The sequence below is a fragment of the Streptomyces sp. AC555_RSS877 genome (genome assembly GCF_019049245.1).
In the GTDB taxonomy this organism is placed as follows: Bacteria; Actinomycetota; Actinomycetes; order Streptomycetales; family Streptomycetaceae; genus Streptomyces.
Map to the genome: position 1 here is coordinate 1 of NZ_JAGMUK010000035.1, position 20,394 is coordinate 20,394.

The following is a 20,394-nucleotide window of genomic DNA, read 5'->3' on the forward strand; positions in this document are numbered from 1 at the left end:
CCGGTTACATTCCGAACCCGGAAGCTAAGCCTTACAGCGCCGATGGTACTGCAGGGGGGACCCTGTGGGAGAGTAGGACGCCGCCGAACAATCATTCAAAGGGTTGGATCCTGAACTTCGGTTCAGGGTCCAACCCTTTTTTGTTGTGCGTTACTTGAAGTTCACGTTGCGCTACCACGATCGCCGACATGGGTACTGCTGCAATGCTCAGGGCCGCCGGCGTCGGAGTCGGTGACGAGGTCGTCGTACCGGCCTTCGGGAACGTGGAAGTTGCCGAGGCCGTGGTCCTCGCCGGGGCGCTTCCGGTGTTCGCCGACATAGATCCGCTCACGTACTGCCTCGACTCGTCCGCTGTCGAGGCGGCCGTAACTCCGCGGACGGCGGCCGTCGTTGTCGTACACCGCTTTGGCCGGCCGGCTGACATGGTGCGGCTGCTCGGGGTGGGGGAGCGGCATGGGCTGCTCGTGCTCCAGGAGGGGGAGTCCGAGGCGCCGTACGACGAGACCGCTCAGCGCAGGCAGCGGGCTGCCTATCTCGATACGAAGTTGAGGGGCGTGCGTACGCCTGACGGTGGGGACGGGCACACCTATCAGCAGTACGTCGTGCGGGTGCCGGGTAATGGGCGGCCGGACCGGGACGCCTTTGCTCGGGCCGTGCGGGCCAGGGGGGTTGAGTGCCGCGTGCCGGTGAAGACACCTGTGCATCGGCTGCCCGAGTACCGTCGGTGCGTGTCCCTGCCGGAAACCGAGCGGGCCGCGGATGAGACGCTGGCGCTGCCGGTGGATGCCGTGTTGGCCAAGCGGGACATGCAGCGGATCGTGGGTGCGTGCAATGCCCTCGGAGGGCTGCTGCAGCCAGCCTTCTGAGGCCCGTGAGGGTGGTTGGGAGTACGGGTCTGTTCGGGGTATGATCTATTCCGTTGCCGCCGGGGAACCCCCCGGAAATGGTGACTGGCCCCTATAGCTCAGTCGGTAGAGCGTCTCCATGGTAAGGAGAAGGTCAACGGTTCGATTCCGTTTGGGGGCTCCATGAGAAAGGCCCTCGCCCTTCCGGGCGGGGGCCTTTCTCATGCCCTCTTCGATTCGGTCAGTCCTTGTGGAGGCCGGGAACTCGCATCGCGAGGATGGCCATGTCGTCGGACGGGGCGTCCTGGGCGAAGCGTTCGACCGCGCGCATGATGCGGGCGGCGACCGCGCCTGCGGTGAGGCCCGTGCAGGTCGTGAGGACGTCGGCGAGGCCGTCGTCGCCCAGCATGCGGGTGCCCTCGCGGCGTTCCGTGACGCCGTCGGTGACGCAGAGGAGAACGTCGCCCGGGTCGAGCGTGACCGACTGCTCGTAGAGCTCCAGGTCCTCCATGACGCCGAGGAGCGGCTGGGGTTCGGCCGCCGGTTCGACCGTGCCGTCCTGGCGCAGGCGGAGCGGGAGGGGGTGGCCGGCGCAGACCACCTTCAGTTGGGCGCTGCCGTCCGCCTGGGGCCACAACTCGCCGTACAGGAGCGTCAGGAAGCGGCTGCGGGCCCCCTCGTCGAGGATGGCGGAGTTCAGGCGCTCCAGGACGGCGGGTCCGCTGAGGCCTTCGCGTGCCAGGAGCCGGAGGGCGTGGCGGGCCAGGCCCGTGACCGCGGCCGCGTTCGGGCCCGTGCCGCAGACGTCGCCGATGGCGAAGCCGTACGCGCCGTCGCGGATCGGGAAGACGTCGTAGAAGTCGCCGCCGACCTCGTTGCCCTCGCCGGCCGCGCGGTAGATGACCTCGACCTCGACGCCGTCGATCTCGGGGAGCTCGGGCGGCAGGAGGCTGCGCTGGAGGGACTGGCTGATGGCCGTGCGCTCGGAGTAGAGGCGGGCGTTGTCGAGGGCGAGGGCGGCCCGGCGGGACAAGTCCTCGGCCAGTTCCAGGATTTCCTGGCGGAAGTGTTCGTCCGTGGGCTTGCCGAGGGTGAGCATGCCGATGACTCGGTTGCGGGCCACCAGGGGGAGCACCACGGTTTCGCCGCCGACGGCGGAGGCCGTGGCGAGGGTGGGGCCGATGCCCGAGGTGACCTGCTGCGGCGGGCCGCCGCTCATGCCGAGGCTGCGCATGGAGCTGCGCAGGGCCGCCTGGTGGGCAGCCGCGCCGGGGGCCGACCAGACACGGGCGCCGGGAGTGGGGACCGGGTCGGGCGGGGGGACCTTCGACAGCAGGGACTTGATGCCGTCGATCAGTTCCTCGTCCTCGTGCAGGACGTACGACAGATACGGCTCGGAGGCTTGGTCGGCGATCGTGTAGACCGCGCACCAGGTGGCCAGCGTCGGGACCGTCATCTGGGCCATCAGGGCCAGCGTCTGGTCGCGGTCCAGGGTGCCGGCGAGGAGGTCGGAGGCCTCGACGAGGAAGCTCAAGGAGCCTCGGCGCAGGCGTTCGAGTTCACCGAGGCGGGCGGACTCGACCGCCAACGCGATGCGGTCGGCCGCGAATTGGAGGCGCAGTGCCTCTTCGTTCGAGTATCTGCCGGGGGATTCGGCGGCGACGCCGAGTGAGCCAGTGAGGCGCCCCTCGACCTTCAGGGGGACCGTGACGACCGAGCGCATGCCGGTGCCGCTCAGCAGCGGTACGGCGCCCGGTACGGCCGTGAGGTCGTCGTGGACGGCCGGCATGCGGGCCGAGCCGTAGCGGCCGGGGCCGGCTTCGACGGGGACGCGGGCGAAGCGCTGGCGGGCGGAGGGCAGGCCGGTAGAGGCGCGCACCTCCAGCTCCGTCTCGTCGTCGGTCGCGAGGAGGAGGAAGGCGGAGTCGCCGTCGAGCATGTCGCGAGCGCGTTCGACCGTGCGCTGGAGGAGTCCGTCGAGGTCGTCCGGGGCCGGGGAGCCGATGAACACCTCGAAGGGGTCGGTGCCATGGCCGTCGGACGCGGATCCGGTGTCGGAGGCGGGGACGCGCAACGGCGTCTGCAGGACGGCCCGTTCGTGGTCGCGGACCAGGAGGCAGACCGTGGAGGGCTCGCCGCCCGTGTCGCGGACACGGAGGTGGGAGGCGTACACGGAGCTGACGCGGCCATTGGCGGCCCGGATGCCGTAACTGCCCTCCCAGCGGGAGAGCTGGAGGGCCTCCGCGATGCCGGTGCCGGTGCCCGGGGTGTGCGGCCAGGCGGCGAGGTCGGTCAGCGGTTTGCCGATGACCTGCTCGGCGGCGTAGCCGAAGAGTTCCTCGGCGTCCTCGTTCCACGAGGTGAGGGCGCCCGTGCGGTCGATCTGGACAACGGCGACGCGGACGCGGCCGTCGGCGAGCGGGAGGAGGTCGACGGGGAGGGCCGGTCCCGCTGCTCGTGCGCCCACCGGGCGTTCGGGGAGGTCGAGTTGGAACCAGACCTGCTTGTGCGTGGGGGTGTACTCCACGCCCCAGCGGCCGGACAGTGCCGCGCACAGCTGGAGGCCGCGGCCGCCCTCGCTGTCGGGGCTGCCCATGTTGACGGCCTGGCCCTGGAGCGGGATCTCGCGCTCCGGATAGCGGTCGGCGACCTCGATCCGTACGCCGTCGTCGCTTCGCAGGCACAGCACGTCCGCGGAGGTGCCCGCGTGCACCACGGCGTTGGTCACCAGTTCGCTGGTGAGGACCACTGCGTCGTCGACGATGTCGGCGAAGCCCCAGCCCTGGAGGGTGTCGCGGACGAAGGAGCGGGCGCTCGCGACCGACCGCCCGACGGGCTCGAAGCAGGCGGCCGCGCGCGCGGTGATCACAGAACTCCTCGACCGGTTCTCGACGTGCAGGGCTCCCTGGCCGGCAAGCTCGTGCCGCTGATGCGGCAGGTCACTGTTCGGCCTGGGGTCCGGGGGCTGTTCCCCAGGGATCAGTCCGGTGGTCATGTGTGCGGCCGCCCCTCCGATGCCCGCTCGTTCTCGTGCCACCGCCCAGGCCGGACGGACCGGCGTGGCTGGACAGCCGCATGCAAGGTTACTTACCTTCCCCGTCCGAGCGGATGCCGGTCTGCAGTGTTTCCGTCCGGAGGGTGTGCGGACGATGTGCGAAGCTGCCGAACTGTTATGGCCTGGTTCGGCCGGGGTGAAACACTGGGCAAGCTTCTGGTGAAGGTACCGGCAGGCTGAGTGTGGCTTGCACATCGTGGGCAGCAGCCCGGGTGCGACCTGGCAGAGCGGGCATGGATACGCAGCAGTAACCGGCAAGCCCGGCAGTAATACCTGAGCACAGCAGTAACGGTCGACCCCTGCGGGAGGGACACAGTGGAGTCTGGCGCAGCGACGCGGAGCACTAAAACGCGCGCGAAAGGCGGACAGTCCCCGACCAACCAGCGCAAACCGCGCAACGGGACCACCGCGGTGGACACAGCCGCACTGAACAGACTGCTGACGGCTCTCGTGTCGATGCGCGAGGGAAACTTCCGCAAGCGGCTCACGGTGTCCGGCGACGGCGTGATGTCGGAGATCGCGGCCGTCTTCAATGAGGTGGCCGACCGTAATCTCCATTTGACGGGTGAATTGTCTCGCGTCCGGCGCATGGTGGGGCGTGAGGGAAAGCTCACGGAACGGCTGGAAACAGGTGCCTCTGAGGGCTCCTGGGCGGCAGCCATCGACGCTTCGAACGCGCTGGTCGACGATCTCGTACGGCCTGTCTCCGAGGTCAGCCGGGTGCTGTCCGCGGTGGCGGAGGGTGATCTGTCGCCGCGTATGGAGTTGCGGACGCAGGCACCGGACGGGACCGGGCATCCGCTGCGCGGGGAGTTCCTGAAGGTCGGGCGGACTGTCAACAACCTGGTCGACCAGCTGTCGACCTTCACCGACGAGGTCACGCGGGTGGCCAGCGAGGTGGGTACCGAGGGCAAGCTGGGCGGTCAGGCCCGGGTGCGCGGTATGTCGGGTTCATGGAAGGACCTGACCGAGTCCGTCAACACGATGGCCTACCGGCTGACGGCCCAGGTCCGGGACATCGCGCTGGTGACGACGGCGGTCGCCAAGGGTGACCTGTCCCGGAAGGTCACGGTTCATGTCGAAGGCGAGATGCTGGAGCTGAAGAACACCGTCAACACGATGGTGGATCAGCTGTCGTCGTTCTCCTCCGAGGTGACGCGCGTCGCACGCGAGGTGGGCGTCGAGGGTGAGCTGGGCGGTCAGGCGCAGGTGCCCGGCGTGGCCGGGGTGTGGAAGGACCTCACCGATTCGGTGAACCTGATGGCCGGCAACCTGACGGCCCAGGTGCGCGGCATCTCCCAGGTGACGACCGCGGTCGCCAGCGGTGACCTGTCGCAGAAGGTGACGGTCTCGGCGCGCGGCGAGGTCGCGCAGCTGGCCGACACGATCAACCAGATGACCGAGACGCTGCGGATTTTCGCGGACGAGGTCACGCGCGTGGCCAACGAGGTCGGTGCCGAGGGACAGCTCGGCGGGCAGGCGAACGTGCCGGGTGCGGCGGGGACGTGGAAGGACCTCACCGATTCGGTGAACACGGTCTTCCGGAACCTCACCACGCAGGTGCGGGACATCGCGGCCGTGACGACGGCCGTGGCCAACGGTGACCTCTCGCAGAAGGTCACTGTCGACGTGGCCGGCGAGATGCTGGAGCTGAAGAACACCGTCAACGGGATGGTGGACCAGCTGTCGGCGTTCGGTGCCGAGGTCACGCGTGTGGCACGTGAGGTCGGGGTCGAGGGTGAGCTGGGCGGGCAGGCGCAAGTGCCCGGGGCCGCCGGTACGTGGAAGGACCTGACCGACTCCGTCAACACCGCGTTCCGGAATCTCACCGGACAGGTGAGGAACATCGCCCAGGTGACGACGGCCGTGGCCAACGGTGACCTGTCCCAGAAGGTCACCGTCGACGTCTCCGGCGAGATGCTCCAGCTGAAGAACACCGTGAACACGATGGTGGACCAGCTGTCGGCCTTCGCCGACCAGGTGACGCGGATGGCCCGCGACGTGGGCACCGAGGGTCGGCTGGGCGGTCAGGCCGTGGTCCCGGGAGTGTCCGGCACCTGGAAGGAGCTCACCGACTCCGTCAACTTCATGGGCGGCAACCTCACTTCGCAGGTACGGCAGATCGCCCAGGTGACGACGGCGGTGGCGCGGGGTGACCTGTCCCAGAAGATCGACGTCGACGCGCGCGGCGAGATCCTGGAGCTGAAGAACACCATCAACACGATGGTCGACCAGCTGTCGGCCTTCGCCGACCAGGTGACGCGCGTCGCCCGCGAGGTGGGTACCGAGGGCCGGCTCGGCGGTCAGGCACAGGTGCCCGGCGTCGCCGGTGTGTGGCGGGACCTGACCGACTCCGTGAACGGCATGGCGGGCAACCTCACCGCCCAGGTGCGCAACATCGCGCAGGTCGCCACCGCGGTGGCCCGTGGTGACCTCTCCCAGAAGATCACCGTGGACGCGCGCGGCGAGATCCTGGAGCTGAAGAACACCCTGAACACGATGGTGGACCAGCTGTCGTCGTTCGCCGAGGAGGTCACCCGGGTGGCCCGCGAGGTGGGTACGGAGGGCATCCTCGGCGGTCAGGCCGAGGTGCAGGGCGTCTCCGGCACCTGGAAGGACCTCACGCAGTCGGTGAACTTCATGGCGAACAACCTGACCATCCAGGTGCGCCAGATCGCCGAGGTCACGACCGCGGTCGCCAAGGGCGACCTGTCGAAGAAGATCACCGTCGACGCCAAGGGTGAGATCCTCGAGCTCGTCAGCACCGTGAACACGATGGTGGACCAGCTGTCGTCCTTCGCCGAGCAGGTGACCCGGGTGGCCCGCGAGGTGGGCACCGAGGGCATCCTGGGCGGCCAGGCGCATGTCCCCGGCGTCGTGGGCATCTGGAAGGACCTGAGCGACAACGTCAACCTGATGGCCAACAACCTGACCGTGCAGGTGCGCAACATCTCCCAGGTCGCGTCGGCGGTCGCCAACGGTGACCTGACGCGGACGGTGACCATCGAGGCGCGCGGCGAGGTCGCGCAGCTCGCGGACACCTTCAACACCATGGTGAAGACGCTGAGTTCGTTCGCCGACCAGGTCACCAAGGTGGCCCGTGAGGTGGGCACGGACGGCATCCTGGGCGGTCAGGCGCGGGTGCCGGGTGTGGCGGGTACCTGGAAGGACCTCACCGAGTCGGTGAACCAGATGGCGTCCAACCTGACCGGTCAGGTACGCAACATCGCCATGGTGACCACGGCCATCGCCAAGGGCGACCTGACCAAGAAGATCGACATCGACGCGCGCGGAGAGATCCTCGAGCTCAAGACGACGATCAACACGATGGTGGACCAGCTGTCGTCCTTCGCCGAGGAGGTCACCCGGGTCGCCCGCGAGGTGGGCACGGAGGGCCAGCTGGGCGGTCAGGCACGCGTGCGTGACGTCGACGGAACCTGGCGCGACCTCACCGAGTCGGTGAACGAGATGGCCGGGAACCTGACCCGGCAGGTGCGCGCCATCGCGCGCGTGGCGACCGCGGTGACCCGTGGTGACCTGAACCTGAAGATCGACGTGGACGCGTCCGGGGAGATCCAGGAGCTCCAGGACTACATCAACAAGATGATCGCCAACCTGCGCGACACCACGATCGCCAACAAGGAGCAGGACTGGCTCAAGGGCAACCTGGCCCGTATCTCCGCGCTGATGCAGGGCCGCCGGGACCTGGCCGACGTGGCCTCGCTGATCATGAGCGAGCTGACGCCGGTGGTGAGCGCGCAGCACGGCGCGTTCTTCGTCGCCATGCCGCTCCTCGACGGCAAGGACCTGAGCGCCGAGGCGGAGGACCAGTACGAGCTGCGGATGCTCGGGTCGTACGGCTACTCGATGGGCTCCATGCCGACGTCGTTCAGGCCGGGTGAGGCGCTGATCGGGACGGCCGCGGAGGAGAAGCGCACGATCCTCGTGGAGAACGCGCCCAGCGGCTATCTCAAGATCTCCTCCGGCCTCGGAGAGGCGCCGCCCGCGCAAGTGATCGTCCTCCCGGTGCTGTTCGAGGGCAAGGTGCTCGGTGTCATCGAGCTGGCCTCCTTCACTCCCTTTACGCACATCCAGAAGGACTTCCTCAACCAGATCGCCGAGATGATCGCGACGAGCGTCAACACCATCTCCGTCAACACCAAGACGGAGGTGCTGCTGAAGCAGTCGCAGGAGCTGACCGAGCAACTGCGCGAGCGGTCGGCCGAGTTGGAGAACCGGCAGAAGGCCCTCCAGGCGTCCAACGCCGAACTCGAGGAGAAGGCGGAGCTGCTGGCCCAGCAGAACCGCGACATCGAGGTGAAGAACACCGAGATCGAGGAGGCGCGCCAGGTCCTGGAGGAGCGTGCCGAGCAGCTCGCCGTGTCGATGCGCTACAAGAGCGAGTTCCTCGCCAACATGTCGCACGAGCTGCGTACGCCGCTCAACTCGCTGCTGATCCTGGCCAAGCTGCTCGCCGACAACGCGGAGGGGAACCTCTCGCCGAAGCAGGTCGAGTTCGCCGAGACGATCCACGGGGCCGGCTCCGACCTGCTCCAGCTGATCAACGACATCCTCGACCTGTCGAAGGTCGAGGCGGGGAAGATGGACGTCTCCCCGACGCGCATCGCGCTCGTCCAGCTCGTCGACTACGTGGAGGCCACCTTCCGGCCCCTGACCGCGGAGAAGGGCCTGGACCTGTCCGTACGGGTGTCGCCGGAGCTGCCGGCCACACTGCACACCGACGAACAGCGGCTCCTTCAGGTACTGCGCAACCTGCTGTCCAACGCGGTGAAGTTCACCGACTCGGGAGCCGTCGAGCTGGTCATCCGGCCCGCGGGCCGGGATGTGCCGATGGCGATCCGGGAGCAGCTCCTGGAGGCGGGCTCGCTGCGTGACGTGGATGCCAACCTGATCGCGTTCTCCGTGACGGACACGGGGATCGGGATCGCGGCCAGCAAGATGCGGGTGATCTTCGAGGCGTTCAAGCAGGCGGACGGTACGACGAGTCGCAAGTACGGCGGTACGGGGCTCGGGCTGTCGATCTCGAGGGAGATCGCGCAGTTGCTGGGCGGTGAGATCCACGCGCAGAGCGAACCCGGGCGTGGATCGACGTTCACGCTGTATTTGCCGCTGCACCCGAGCGAACTGCCGCCGCAGGGCTATCAGCAGCTCGCACCCCCCGCCCTGGAGGCCGGTGACCTGGTGACGTCCTCGGGGCGGCACGAGCCGGCCGAGCTGTCCGATGCGGAGGCCGAGACGCCGGCCGAGGTGAGGTCGTACCGGGAGACGCAGAACGGTGCCGCGGCGCTCTTCAGGCGCCGCAGGCGGCCCGTGCCGGAGATCGAGCAGCGTCTCGCGCAGCAGGAGCAGTGGCCCGTGGCGGCGGAGCCGCAGACGGCTCCGAAGTCGCGTCGCGGCATCCGGTTCGGCGGGGAGAAGGTGCTGATCGTCGACGACGACATCCGCAACGTCTTCGCGCTGACCAGCGTCCTCGAACAGCACGGGCTGTCCGTGCTGTACGCCGAGAACGGCCGCGAGGGCATCGAGGTCCTGGAGCAGCACGAAGACGTGGCGGTCGTCCTGATGGACATCATGATGCCCGAGATGGACGGCTATGCGACGACGACGGCGATCCGCAGGATGCCGCAGTTCGCCGGGCTGCCGATCATCGCGCTGACCGCGAAGGCGATGAAGGGCGACCGGGAGAAGGCGATCGAGTCGGGCGCCTCCGACTACGTCACCAAGCCGGTCGACCCCGATCACCTGCTGACGGTGATGGACCAGTGGATGCGTGGCGAGTGACGGGATCCGTCGGGCTTTGCGTGGGCTTCGTGTGGATGTGGCGGGAAGCTTCGGTGAGGGCGCGCAGTCGTTGACTCTGGGTGGCGGCAGCCGTGTAGAAGTACGGGATTCGGGGAACCTTCTGGTCTCCCGCCGCGTTTCTGCTACGTGCACAGTGACATCACGGTGACAGGGTGTGGCGACGGGCGGGGTGCGGCTACGATGACCGGCACAAGGACGGGCGGCGCAAGGGAGTCGTCCCCTGGGGCGGCGCCGGTCGGCGTCACCCCAAGTCCTGCGGACAGGGGAGGCCCCACGCCGGGGCGAGGAGGGCGGGCCATGGTGCAGAAGGCCAAGATCCTCCTGGTCGATGACCGGCCGGAGAATCTGCTCGCGCTGGAGGTCATCCTCTCCGCGCTCGATCAGACACTGGTGCGGGCATCGTCCGGGGAGGAAGCGCTCAAGGCGCTGCTGACGGACGACTTCGCGGTCATTCTGCTGGACGTCCAGATGCCGGGCATGGACGGATTCGAAACGGCCGCGCACATCAAGCGCCGAGAACGGACCCGGGACATCCCGATCATCTTCCTCACCGCGATCAACCACGGACCGCACCACACCTTCCGTGGGTACGCGGCGGGCGCGGTCGACTACATCTCCAAGCCGTTCGACCCCTGGGTGCTGCGCGCCAAGGTCTCCGTCTTCGTCGAGCTGTACATGAAGAACTGTCAGCTGAGGGAGCAGGCGGCGTTGCTGCGGCTCCAGTTGGAGGGCGGCGGCAAGGCTGCGGCGGGGGAGGCGAAGGAGCCTGCGGGGCTGCTCGCCGAGCTGTCGGCGCGGCTGGCGGCGGTGGAGGAGCAGGCCGAGGCGCTGTCGAAGCAGCTGGACGACGAGTCCGCGGACGCGGCCGCTGTGGCCACCGCGGCTCATCTCGAACGCAAACTCACGGGTTTGCGGCGGGCGCTGGACGCGCTGGAGCCGGGCACGGGGAGTTCGCCCTCGGTGCCGTCGCAGAACTGACCCTTGCCGCGGGCGCCGTTGCGCGTGAGCCTGCGTCAGTTCAGCGCCCTCTGCAGGGCGACACGAACGGGTGAAGCATCGGGCACACGTGTCCACTGCCGTCTCCACCGGTAACCTCACACCTATGGCCTCACGTCCCTCCGCAGCCAAGAAGCCCGCCAAGAAGGCGGCCGCTCCGGCGAAGGCTCCGGTGAAGAAGGCCGCTGCGAAAAAGGCCCCTGCCAAAAAGGCGCCCGCCAAGAAGGCCGCGGCGAAGAGAGCCGCGCCACCGAAGCCGGCGCCCAGCCCGACCGGGGGCATCTACCGGCTCGTGCGAGCCCTGTGGCTCGGCGTCGCGCACGCCGTCGGCGCGGTGTTCCGCGGAATAGGGCAGGGCGCGAAGAACCTCGACCCGGCCCACCGCAAGGACGGCGTCGGCCTGCTGCTGCTCGGCCTCGGGCTGATCGTCGCCGCCGGTACCTGGTCGAACCTGCGCGGTCCGGTCGGCGACCTCGTGGAGATGCTGGTGACCGGCGCCTTCGGCCGGCTGGACCTGCTCGTGCCGATACTGCTCGCGGTCATCGCCGTACGGTTCATCCGGCACCCCGAGCAGCCCGAGGCCAACGGCCGCATCGTGATCGGTCTGTCCGCGCTCGCCATCGGTGTGCTCGGCCAGGTCCACATCGCCTGCGGCTCGCCCGCCCGCGGTGACGGCATGCAGGCGATAAGGGACGCCGGCGGTCTCATCGGCTGGGGAGCGGCGACCCCGCTGACGTACACCATGGGCGACGTCCTCGCCGTACCGCTGCTCGTGCTGCTGACGGTCTTCGGGCTGCTGGTCGTCACGGCCACCCCGGTCAACGCCATCCCGCAGCGGTTGCGGCTGCTCGGGGTGCGGCTGGGAATCGTGCACGACCCCGCCGAGGACGAGTTCGGCGAGGACGACGAGCGCTACGACGACCAGTGGCGCGAGGCGCTGCCCGCGCGGACCCGCAAGCGCGGCCCGGCCCCTGTGGCGTACGACCCCGACGGAGCGGAGCAGGAGGCCCTTACGCGGCGTCGTGGCCGCCCCCGGCGCTCCGCGGTGCCGCAGCCCGACCTGGACCGTCCCCTGGACGCGGTGGACGTCGCCGCGGCGGCCGCTGCCGCGCTCGACGGTGCCGTGATGCACGGCATGCCGCCCTCGCCGATCGTCGCCGACCTCACCCACGGTGTGAGCGTGGGGGAGCGCGAGGAGACGACACCGACACCGACGCCGGCTCCCGTGCCGGCTCCGGCCGCGCGGCCCAGGCAGAAGAAGCTCGACACAGGGGTCGCGGACCTCACCAAGGCGGCGCCCGAGGTACCCCGGGACCTGCCGGCACGCGCGGAGCAGCTGCAGCTGTCCGGCGACGTCACCTATGCGCTGCCCTCGCTCGACCTCCTCACGCGCGGCGGGCCCGGCAAGACCCGCAGCGCCGCGAACGACGCGGTCGTCGCCTCGCTCACGACCGTCTTCTCCGAGTTCAAGGTCGACGCCGCCGTCACCGGCTTCACGCGCGGGCCGACGGTCACGCGGTACGAGGTCGAGCTCGGGCCCGCCGTCAAGGTCGAGCGGATCACTGCGCTGACCAAGAACATCGCGTACGCCGTCGCCAGTCCGGACGTACGGATCATCAGCCCGATCCCCGGCAAGTCGGCGGTCGGCATCGAGATCCCGAACACCGACCGGGAGATGGTCAACCTCGGTGACGTCCTGCGGCTCGCGGCGGCGGCCGAGGACGACCACCCGATGCTGGTGGCGCTCGGCAAGGACGTCGAGGGCGGCTATGTGATGGCCAATCTCGCGAAGATGCCGCACGTGCTGGTCGCCGGAGCCACTGGTTCCGGTAAGTCGTCGTGCATCAACTGCCTGATCACGTCGGTCATGGTCCGGGCGACCCCCGAGGACGTCCGCATGGTCCTCGTCGACCCCAAGCGCGTCGAGCTCACCGCGTACGAGGGGATCCCGCACCTGATCACCCCGATCATCACCAACCCGAAGCGGGCCGCCGAGGCGCTCCAGTGGGTCGTACGGGAGATGGACCTGCGGTACGACGACCTGGCGGCGTACGGCTACCGGCACATCGACGACTTCAACGAAGCCGTACGCAACGGCAAGGCGAAGTCGCCGGAGGGCAGTGAGCGGGAGCTCCAGCCGTATCCGTACCTGCTGGTGATCGTGGACGAGCTCGCCGACCTGATGATGGTCGCCCCGCGCGACGTCGAGGACTCGATCGTGCGGATCACGCAGCTCGCGCGCGCGGCCGGCATCCATCTGGTGCTCGCCACGCAGCGTCCGTCGGTCGACGTCGTCACCGGTCTGATCAAGGCGAACGTGCCTTCGAGGCTCGCGTTCGCCACCTCCTCGCTCGCCGACTCGCGGGTCATCCTCGACCAGCCCGGCGCCGAGAAGCTCATCGGCAAGGGTGACGGGCTGTTCCTGCCGATGGGAGCGAACAAGCCCACCCGTATGCAGGGCGCCTTCGTGACCGAGGACGAGGTCTCGGCGGTCGTCCAGCACTGCAAGGACCAGATGGCGCCGGTCTTCCGGGACGACGTCACCGTGGGCACCAAGCAGAAGAAGGAGATCGACGAGGAGATCGGCGACGACCTCGACCTGCTGTGTCAGGCGGCCGAGCTGGTCGTCTCCACGCAGTTCGGGTCGACCTCGATGCTGCAGCGGAAGCTGCGGGTCGGCTTCGCGAAGGCGGGGCGGCTCATGGACCTCATGGAGTCCCGGGGGATCGTCGGGCCGAGCGAGGGCTCGAAGGCTCGTGACGTTCTTGTGAAGGCTGACGAGCTGGACGGAGTGCTCGCGGTGATCCGCGGGGAGGCTTAAAGGGAGTCCCAAGGCGCCTGGTCGATCGTGACTCACTCGTAAGGGATCATTGAGCAACCGTTTCCCTTCGGCGTACGTCAAGTTGAGGGAAGCGAAAAGCTGCAGCCTCGCCATCGGCGTGTCGGGCCATTCCGATGGCGTACAAAGTGCCACCGCCCGGTTGCCCCACCCTTTCTTACCCCCCCTAGACTGAACCTCCAGCACAGGCGGCTAAAACGCTCGAAAGGCGCCCCCGTGTCCCTCGGCAACTCCCCTGAAGACGAGCGTCCGTTCGAAGACGACCGTGAGGAAGCCCGCCCCTCGATCGGTCGTGCCCTCCAGCAGGCGCGTATCGCGGCCGGACTGACCGTCGACGACGTCAGTTCCGCCACCCGGGTCCGTATCGCCATCGTGCACGCCATCGAGGCGGACGACTTCGCTTCCTGTGGCGGCGACGTCTACGCCCGCGGGCACATCCGGACCCTGGCCAAGGCCGTCCGTATCGATCCCGTCCCGCTGCTCGCCCAGTACGACGACGATCACGGCGGGCGTCCGGCGCCGACCCCGGCGGCTCCGCTGTTCGAGGCGGAACGCATCCGTCCCGAGCGGCGCGGGCCCAACTGGACCGCGGCCATGGTCGCCGCGATCGTCGCGGTGATCGGCTTCGTCGGGTTCACCGCGTTCAAGGGCGGTGGCGACGACGGAGGCGCGACCGCACAGGTCGCCGAGGGCTCCAAGCCGGCGACCGGCAAGACCGCCTCGCCCACGCCGAAGAACGACAAGCCCGAGGACACGAAGCCGGAGCCCTCGGACAGTGCCATCGCCGCCGCGCCCCAGGACAAGGTGACCGTCCAGGTCAGCGCCGCCGACGGAAAGAGCTGGATCTCCGCCAAGGACCACAATGGGCGGATCCTGTTCGACGGACTGCTCAAGCAGGGCGAGTCCAAGACCTTCCAGGACAGCCAGAAGGTCAACCTCGTCCTCGGTGACGCCGGGGCGATCCAGCTGTATGTGAACGGCAAGAAGATCGACGACGACTGGCAGCCGGGGGCCGTGGAGCGGCTCACGTATACGAAGGGTGACCCCCAGGTCGGATAGGGCCGGGCGGGTACGGACGGGGTTGGCCAAGATCGGCCAACCCCGTCGACGTGGGGTGTCAGTGGGACGAAGTAGTCTTGAGCCCATGCCTGAACGCCGTACCGTCGCACTCGTCACTCTTGGCTGCGCCCGTAACGAGGTGGACTCGGAGGAGCTCGCAGGCCGCTTGGAGGCGGACGGCTGGGCCCTCGTGGAGGACGCCTCGGACGCTGACGTCGCCGTCGTCAACACGTGCGGCTTCGTCGACGCCGCCAAGAAGGACTCCGTCGACGCCCTCCTGGAGGCCAACGACCTCAAGGGGCACGGCAGAACCCAGGCCGTCGTGGCGGTGGGCTGCATGGCTGAGCGGTACGGCAAGGACCTCGCCGAGGCTCTGCCCGAGGCCGACGGTGTGCTCGGCTTCGACGACTACGCCGACATCTCCGACCGGCTGCAGACCATCCTGAACGGCGGAATCCACGCCTCCCACACCCCGCGCGACCGTCGCAAGCTGCTGCCGATCAGCCCCGCCGAGCGGCAGTCGGTCTCCGACGTCGCGCTGCCCGGGCACGGCGCCGCGTCCGACCTGCCGGAGGGCCTCGCTCCGGCTTCCGGCCCCCGTGCGCCCCTGCGTCGCCGCCTCGACGGCTCTCCGGTCGCCTCGGTGAAGCTCGCCTCCGGCTGCGACCGGCGCTGCTCCTTCTGCGCCATCCCGTCCTTCCGCGGCTCCTTCATCTCGCGCCGCCCCAGCGACGTGCTGAACGAGACGCGGTGGCTGGGCGAGCAGGGCGTCAAGGAGATCATGCTGGTCTCCGAGAACAACACCTCGTACGGCAAGGACCTGGGCGACATCCGCCTCCTGGAGTCCCTGCTGCCCGAACTCGCCGAGGTCGACGGCATCGAGCGGGTGCGCGTCAGCTACCTCCAGCCGGCCGAGATGCGGCCCGGGCTGATCGACGTGCTGACCTCCACGCCCAAGGTCGTGCCCTACTTCGACCTGTCCTTCCAGCACTCCGCGCCCGACGTGCTGCGCGCGATGCGCCGCTTCGGCGACACCGACCGCTTCCTGGAGCTGCTCGACACCATCCGGAGCAAGGCACCCCAGGCGGGTGTGCGCTCCAACTTCATCGTGGGGTTCCCGGGCGAGAGCGAGGCCGACCTGGCCGAGCTGGAGCGCTTCCTGAACGGCGCGAGGCTGGACGCCATCGGCGTCTTCGGGTATTCCGACGAGGATGGCACCGAAGCGGCGACGTACGAGAACAAGCTCGATGTCGACGTCGTCGCCGAGCGGCTTGCCCGGGTCTCCCGGCTGGCGGAGGAACTCGTCTCGCAGCGGGCCGAGGAGCGGGTGGGCGAGACAGTCCACGTACTCGTGGAGTCGGTGGACCCCGTCGAGGGTGTGTACGGCCGTGGAGAGCACCAGGCGCCCGAGACCGACGGCCAAGTGCTGCTCACGAGCGGCGAGGGTCTGAGCGTCGGTCGTATCGTCGAGGCGAAGGTGGTCGGCACGGAAGGTGTCGACCTGGTGGCCGAGCCGCTGCAGGGCTCGCTCGCGTGTAGTGAGGAGGCGGGCAGATGACCGGAGTCCCGGCGTCCGCTGCGGGTGGCTCCGCCGCCGCGAAGGGCGCGGCCGCGGGCACGGCGGCTTCAGGTGCCACATCTGCGTCCGCATCGGTGTCCGGTGCCGTCGCCGGTGTTTCGGCCGCCACTGCTGCTTCCGCCGCCTCGTCGGCCTCGTCTGCCTCGGATGCTGATCCCGGTTCCAAGACCGCGCGTGGCGGGAAGCTGGCGGCCGCCGCGGTCAACCAGGCCAGTGTCTGGAACATCGCCAATCTGCTGACCATGCTGCGGCTGCTCCTCGTGCCCGGCTTCGTCGCGCTGATGCTCGCCGACGGCGGTTACGACCCGGCGTGGCGCTCGTTCGCCTGGGCGGCGTTCGCCGTCGCCATGATCACCGACCTGTTCGACGGGCATCTGGCCCGCACGTACGACCTCGTCACCGACTTCGGAAAGATCGCCGACCCCATCGCCGACAAGGCGATCATGGGGGCGGCGCTGGTCTGCCTGTCCGCACTCGGCGACCTGCCGTGGTGGGTGACGGGCGTCATCCTCGGCCGGGAACTCGGGATCACGCTGCTGCGTTTTCTGGTCATCCGGTACGGCGTCATTCCCGCGAGCCGCGGCGGCAAGGTGAAGACCCTCACGCAGGGTGTGGCGGTGGGGATGTACGTCCTGGCGCTGACGGGATGGCTGGCCACCCTGAGGTTCTGGGTGATGGCGGCGGCGGTCGTGCTGACCGTGGTGACCGGGCTGGACTATGTGAGACAGGCCATTGTGCTGCGCCGGCAGGGAATCGCCGAGCGCAAGGCGGCGTTGGAGGAGACGGAAGCGTGAGTTCCCCGGCCGCGGACGCGGCCGTAGAAGTGGTACGACTACTCACGGTGAAGGGTGAGACGCTCGCCGTCGCCGAGTCGCTCACCGGCGGACTGGTAGCGGCGGAAATCACAGCCGTCCCCGGGGCCTCCAAGGCCTTCCGAGGGTCGGTGACCGCCTACGCCACCGACCTGAAGCATGAACTGCTGGGCGTAGACGCCGCTTTGCTGGCGGCGCGAGGCGCGGTGGATCCGCAGGTCGCGGGTCTGATGGCGGCTGGAGTGCGCAAGGCGCTCGGCGCCGACTGGGGCATCGCGACCACCGGAGTCGCCGGTCCGGAGCCGCAGGACGGCCAACCCGTCGGGACGGTTTTCGTGGCCGTCGACGGCCCCCTGGCGGCGTCTTCCGTCGGCATTGATGGCGGGAAAGTGGCCGCACTGCGGTTGAACGGCGACCGTGCGGAAATTCGTATGGAGAGTGTACGGAGCGTACTCGCACTGCTCCTGGAGGGGCTTGCGAGCCAACAGACCGGGAATGAACGGGCACAGGATACGGAACGGAACGGGGGGTTTTGATGTTTGCAGCCCTGAGTGAACACGACATCGCTCCCCGCACGGCCGCGGCGCAAGGCGGTACGGTGGGGCGTGAAGGATGCGGCTACGCGGTCCGAGGAGGGAGCCACCGATGATTCTGCTCCGTCGCCTGCTGGGTGACGTGCTGCGTCGGCAGCGCCAGCGCCAGGGCCGTACTCTGCGCGAAGTCTCCTCGTCCGCCCGAGTCTCACTCGGCTATCTCTCCGAGGTGGAGCGGGGGCAGAAGGAGGCTTCCTCCGAGCTGCTCTCCGCCATCTGCGACGCGTTGGACGTACGGATGTCCGAGCTCATGCGGGAAGTGAGCGACGAGCTCGCCCTCGCCGAGCTGGCCCAGTCTGCTGCGGCCACCCCCAGCGAACCTGTGCCGACGCCGGTTCGCCCGATGCTGGGTTCCGTCTCGGTGGCCGGTGTGCCACCGGAACGGGTGACGATCAAGGCGCCCGCCGAAGCGGTGAACGTGGTCGCCGCGTGACACTCACGCGAGTGTGCCTGCGCGGACGTGCGCTGAGCGCGTACGACGTGAACGACGTGCGACTGCGCTGAGGAAGTGTGTGAGGCCCCGGCCGGGGCTTTTCCGGGGAGACCTGGAGGAGAGCGGTCGGGGTTTTTCGCGTGGTGCGGGTCCGGGCGGCGCTTGGCGGCGCGGGGCCGGGGGTGGGGGCGCGGAGACACGGCGGGGGCCCGTTCCGGTCCTGGGTCCGTTCGGGTCCGGGGCCTCTTGTGGTGCTGGGGTTCGCTGCCTCGGGTCCGTTTGCCGGTGGGGTCCCCGGCGGTCATGGTGGAGCTGGGTTGTGCCTGGCCGGGATCGAGTGACGGGCGGTGCTCCTGTGTGCCGCCGATGCGCCCTTCCCGGGGGTGAGACGGCGGCCTGGCGTCGGGACTGGTCGGGCTGGAGGTGACGTCCATGGCGGGGCCGATAGTGCGCTGGGGGGCGGGTCTCGGGCTCGGGGCGCTGTGGTGGTGGGCCGTGCTGCGGCTCGCGCTGGCGCCGGACGCGGGGGTGCTGGAGGGGGCGGTCGCGGCCGGAGGATGGGGACTGAGTCTTCTGCCGGTGCACTGTGTGCCCAAGGACCGGGCTGCGGGGGCCGTGGTTTCGGGGCGGTGGGCGGCGGCCTGGCGGGTGGGGCGGTCTACCACGGCATGGCCACACCGCCGTTCGGACGCAGGATCTGGCCCGTTGTGAAGGACGAGGCGTCGGAGGCCAGGTAGAGCACCGCCTGGGCGACGTCCTCCGGTTCGCCCACCCGGCCCAGTGGTGACATCCGGGCCATGAGCGATTCGGTGCGCTCCTGCGCTTCCGTGTCGCGCCGGTCGGTCATGGGAGTGCGGATCCAGCCCGGCGCTACCGCGTTGACCCGGATGCCGTGCCGGCCGACCTCGGTCGCGAGTGTCTTCGTCAGCTGGACGACGGCCGCCTTGGCCGCGCCGTAGCAGAGCAGGCCGGGGCCGCCGGTGTCCACGGCGCCAGAAGCCATCGTGACGATGCTGCCCCTGGTGTGCCGGGCGAGCATCAGGCGAGCCGCCTCCTGGCACGCGTACAGGACACCCTTGAAGTTGACGTTCAGCACCCGGTCGAGGTCCTCGTCGCGGGTCTCCAGGACCGGGCTGCTGTGCATGATGCCGGCGACGGCGGCCATCACGTCCAGCTGCTCGCAGGAGGCGACGGCCTCGTGGAGCTGTTCGCGGTCGGTGACGTCGAGGTGGTGGATGTGGGGCGTGCCGCCGGTGCCCTTGATGGCTCTCGCGGTCTCGTCGAGGCCCGGTGCGTCCAGGTCCGCGCAGTGCACGGTGGCGCCGGCCGCGGCGAGCAGCAGGGCCGAGGCGCGGCCTATGCCACTGGCGGCGCCGGTGACGAATGCGGTGCGGTCGGTGAGGTCGTACGCCTTGAGGGGCATGCAGGGGACGGTACGAGGGTTTCTGACGGATCGTCAATTGATCCTACGGCGCTGTGTTCCGCGGTACGCGGTGGTGGTCGGGGCGGGCCCTGGCTGGCAGGTCGGGCACCAGTACGTGGGGCGCTCGCGGGAGCCGTCGCCCTGGTCGGCCACCCGGACGGGGGTGTGGCAGCGGAGGCAGGGGCGGGGTGCGCGGCCGTACACGAACAGGTCCTGGCCTCTGCGTCCTGTCGTGGTGCGGATCGGGCGGTCGCGGTTGGCCTCCAGGAGCTTCTTGGCCAACGCCGGCAGTTGTGCGGCGCGGGCGGCGGGGAGGGCGCCGACGGGCAGCCAGGGGGTGACGCCGAGGAGGAAGCAGAGCTCGCTCTTGTAGACATTGCCGATGCCGGCGAGGTTGCGCTGGTCGAGCAGGGCCTCGCCCAGGGGGCGGGCGGGGTCGGCGAGCAGGTTGGCCAGGGCCTGGTCCGGGTTCCAGTCAGCGCCCAGGAGGTCGGGGCCGAGGTGGCCGACGGCGCGGTGTTCGTCGGGTGTGCGCAGGAGTTCGAGTACGGGGAGGCGGTAGCCGACAGCTGTTCGGTCCAAGGTGCCCAGGATCACGCGGATCTGGTGCGTCGGGCCGCCGGTCCAGCGCTGGGCGTTGGCGTACACCTTCCAGGTGCCGTCCATACGCAGGTGCGAGTGGAGGGTGAGGCCACCCTCGATGCGCGTCAGGAGGTGTTTGCCGCGCGGGGCGACCTCCAGGACGGTGCGGCCCGTGAGGTCGGCCGTGGCGAACTTGGGCACGCGGAGGTCGCTGCGGGTGAGCACCTTGCCGGCGAGGGCGCCGTGCAGCCGTTTCGCGGCTTGCCAGACCGTGTCTCCTTCGGGCATGGGTCAAGGGTGGCATGGGGTGGGGTCGGGGGGAGGGGGGTCTGGTGCGGGGGTGAGCGGTCTGGTG

Annotated in this window: 13 protein-coding genes, 1 tRNA gene and 1 rRNA gene; 12 read left to right on the forward strand and 3 right to left on the reverse strand. The window is 69.4% G+C overall.

Annotated elements, in window-relative coordinates; genetic code table 11:
• The 3 genes from rrf to KUM49_RS15830 form a co-directional block, all read left to right on the forward strand.
• A 5S ribosomal RNA gene (gene rrf / locus KUM49_RS15820) occupies positions 1–89 on the forward strand; the annotation flags it as partial.
• A 114-nt stretch (positions 90–203) separates the two neighbouring features.
• Positions 204–866: a DegT/DnrJ/EryC1/StrS family aminotransferase gene (locus KUM49_RS15825; protein ID WP_217237497.1), complete on the forward strand. Its 663-nt coding sequence runs from the start codon at positions 204–206 to the stop codon at positions 864–866.
• A gap of 87 nt (positions 867–953) precedes the next feature.
• A tRNA-Thr gene (locus KUM49_RS15830) sits at positions 954–1,029 on the forward strand.
• A gap of 57 nt (positions 1,030–1,086) precedes the next feature.
• Here the strand turns inward: KUM49_RS15830 and KUM49_RS15835 are convergent.
• Complete coding sequence (locus tag KUM49_RS15835) at positions 1,087–3,840, reverse strand: SpoIIE family protein phosphatase (RefSeq protein ID WP_217237486.1); 2,754 nt, start codon at positions 3,838–3,840, stop codon at positions 1,087–1,089.
• Positions 3,841–4,215: 375 nt separating this feature from the next.
• On the opposite strand from KUM49_RS15835, the gene KUM49_RS15840 reads away from it, so the two are divergent.
• The 9 genes from KUM49_RS15840 to KUM49_RS48320 all read left to right on the forward strand — a co-directional run bounded on the left by KUM49_RS15840 (position 4,216) and on the right by KUM49_RS48320 (position 18,745).
• Complete coding sequence (locus KUM49_RS15840) at positions 4,216–9,702, forward strand: HAMP domain-containing protein (protein WP_217237487.1); 5,487 nt, start codon at positions 4,216–4,218, stop codon at positions 9,700–9,702.
• Positions 9,703–10,020: 318 nt separating this feature from the next.
• Positions 10,021–10,701 carry a two-component system response regulator gene (locus KUM49_RS15845; protein ID WP_217237488.1) on the forward strand — a complete coding sequence of 227 codons (681 nt, stop codon included), beginning with the start codon at positions 10,021–10,023 and terminating at the stop codon, positions 10,699–10,701.
• A gap of 124 nt (positions 10,702–10,825) precedes the next feature.
• Positions 10,826–13,540, forward strand: coding sequence for a DNA translocase FtsK (locus KUM49_RS15850; protein WP_217237489.1), 2,715 nt, complete (start codon positions 10,826–10,828; stop codon positions 13,538–13,540).
• 234 nt (positions 13,541–13,774) lie between these two features.
• Positions 13,775–14,617: a helix-turn-helix domain-containing protein gene (locus tag KUM49_RS15855; RefSeq protein WP_217237490.1), complete on the forward strand. Its 843-nt coding sequence runs from the start codon at positions 13,775–13,777 to the stop codon at positions 14,615–14,617.
• An 85-nt stretch (positions 14,618–14,702) separates the two neighbouring features.
• Entirely contained in the window at positions 14,703–16,175 is a 1,473-nt protein-coding gene (gene rimO, locus KUM49_RS15860; protein ID WP_217237491.1) for a 30S ribosomal protein S12 methylthiotransferase RimO, read from the forward strand.
• Complete coding sequence (gene pgsA / locus KUM49_RS15865; RefSeq protein WP_217237492.1) at positions 16,172–16,990, forward strand: CDP-diacylglycerol--glycerol-3-phosphate 3-phosphatidyltransferase; 819 nt, start codon at positions 16,172–16,174, stop codon at positions 16,988–16,990. The genes rimO and pgsA overlap by 4 nt, the downstream gene beginning before the upstream one ends.
• On the forward strand, positions 16,987–17,544 hold the full coding sequence (locus tag KUM49_RS15870) for a CinA family protein (RefSeq protein WP_217237493.1): 558 nt from the start codon (positions 16,987–16,989) through the stop codon (positions 17,542–17,544). Before pgsA ends, KUM49_RS15870 begins: the two co-directional genes overlap by 4 nt.
• Before the next feature lie 109 nt (positions 17,545–17,653).
• A complete protein-coding gene (locus KUM49_RS15875) occupies positions 17,654–18,034 on the forward strand; it encodes a helix-turn-helix domain-containing protein (protein WP_217237494.1) in 381 nt (126 codons plus the stop codon).
• Between the two features lie 432 nt (positions 18,035–18,466).
• On the forward strand, positions 18,467–18,745 hold the full coding sequence (locus KUM49_RS48320) for a hypothetical protein (protein WP_254401330.1): 279 nt from the start codon (positions 18,467–18,469) through the stop codon (positions 18,743–18,745).
• On the opposite strand, the gene KUM49_RS15880 is transcribed toward KUM49_RS48320, so the two are convergent.
• Both KUM49_RS15880 and KUM49_RS15885 read right to left on the reverse strand, forming a co-directional pair.
• Positions 18,693–19,457 carry an SDR family NAD(P)-dependent oxidoreductase gene (locus tag KUM49_RS15880; RefSeq protein WP_217237495.1) on the reverse strand — a complete coding sequence of 255 codons (765 nt, stop codon included), beginning with the start codon at positions 19,455–19,457 and terminating at the stop codon, positions 18,693–18,695. The genes KUM49_RS48320 and KUM49_RS15880 overlap by 53 nt on opposite strands.
• 33 nt (positions 19,458–19,490) lie before the next feature.
• Positions 19,491–20,327, reverse strand: coding sequence for an Fpg/Nei family DNA glycosylase (locus KUM49_RS15885; protein ID WP_217237496.1), 837 nt, complete (start codon positions 20,325–20,327; stop codon positions 19,491–19,493).
• Positions 20,328–20,394: the final 67 nt, after the last annotated feature.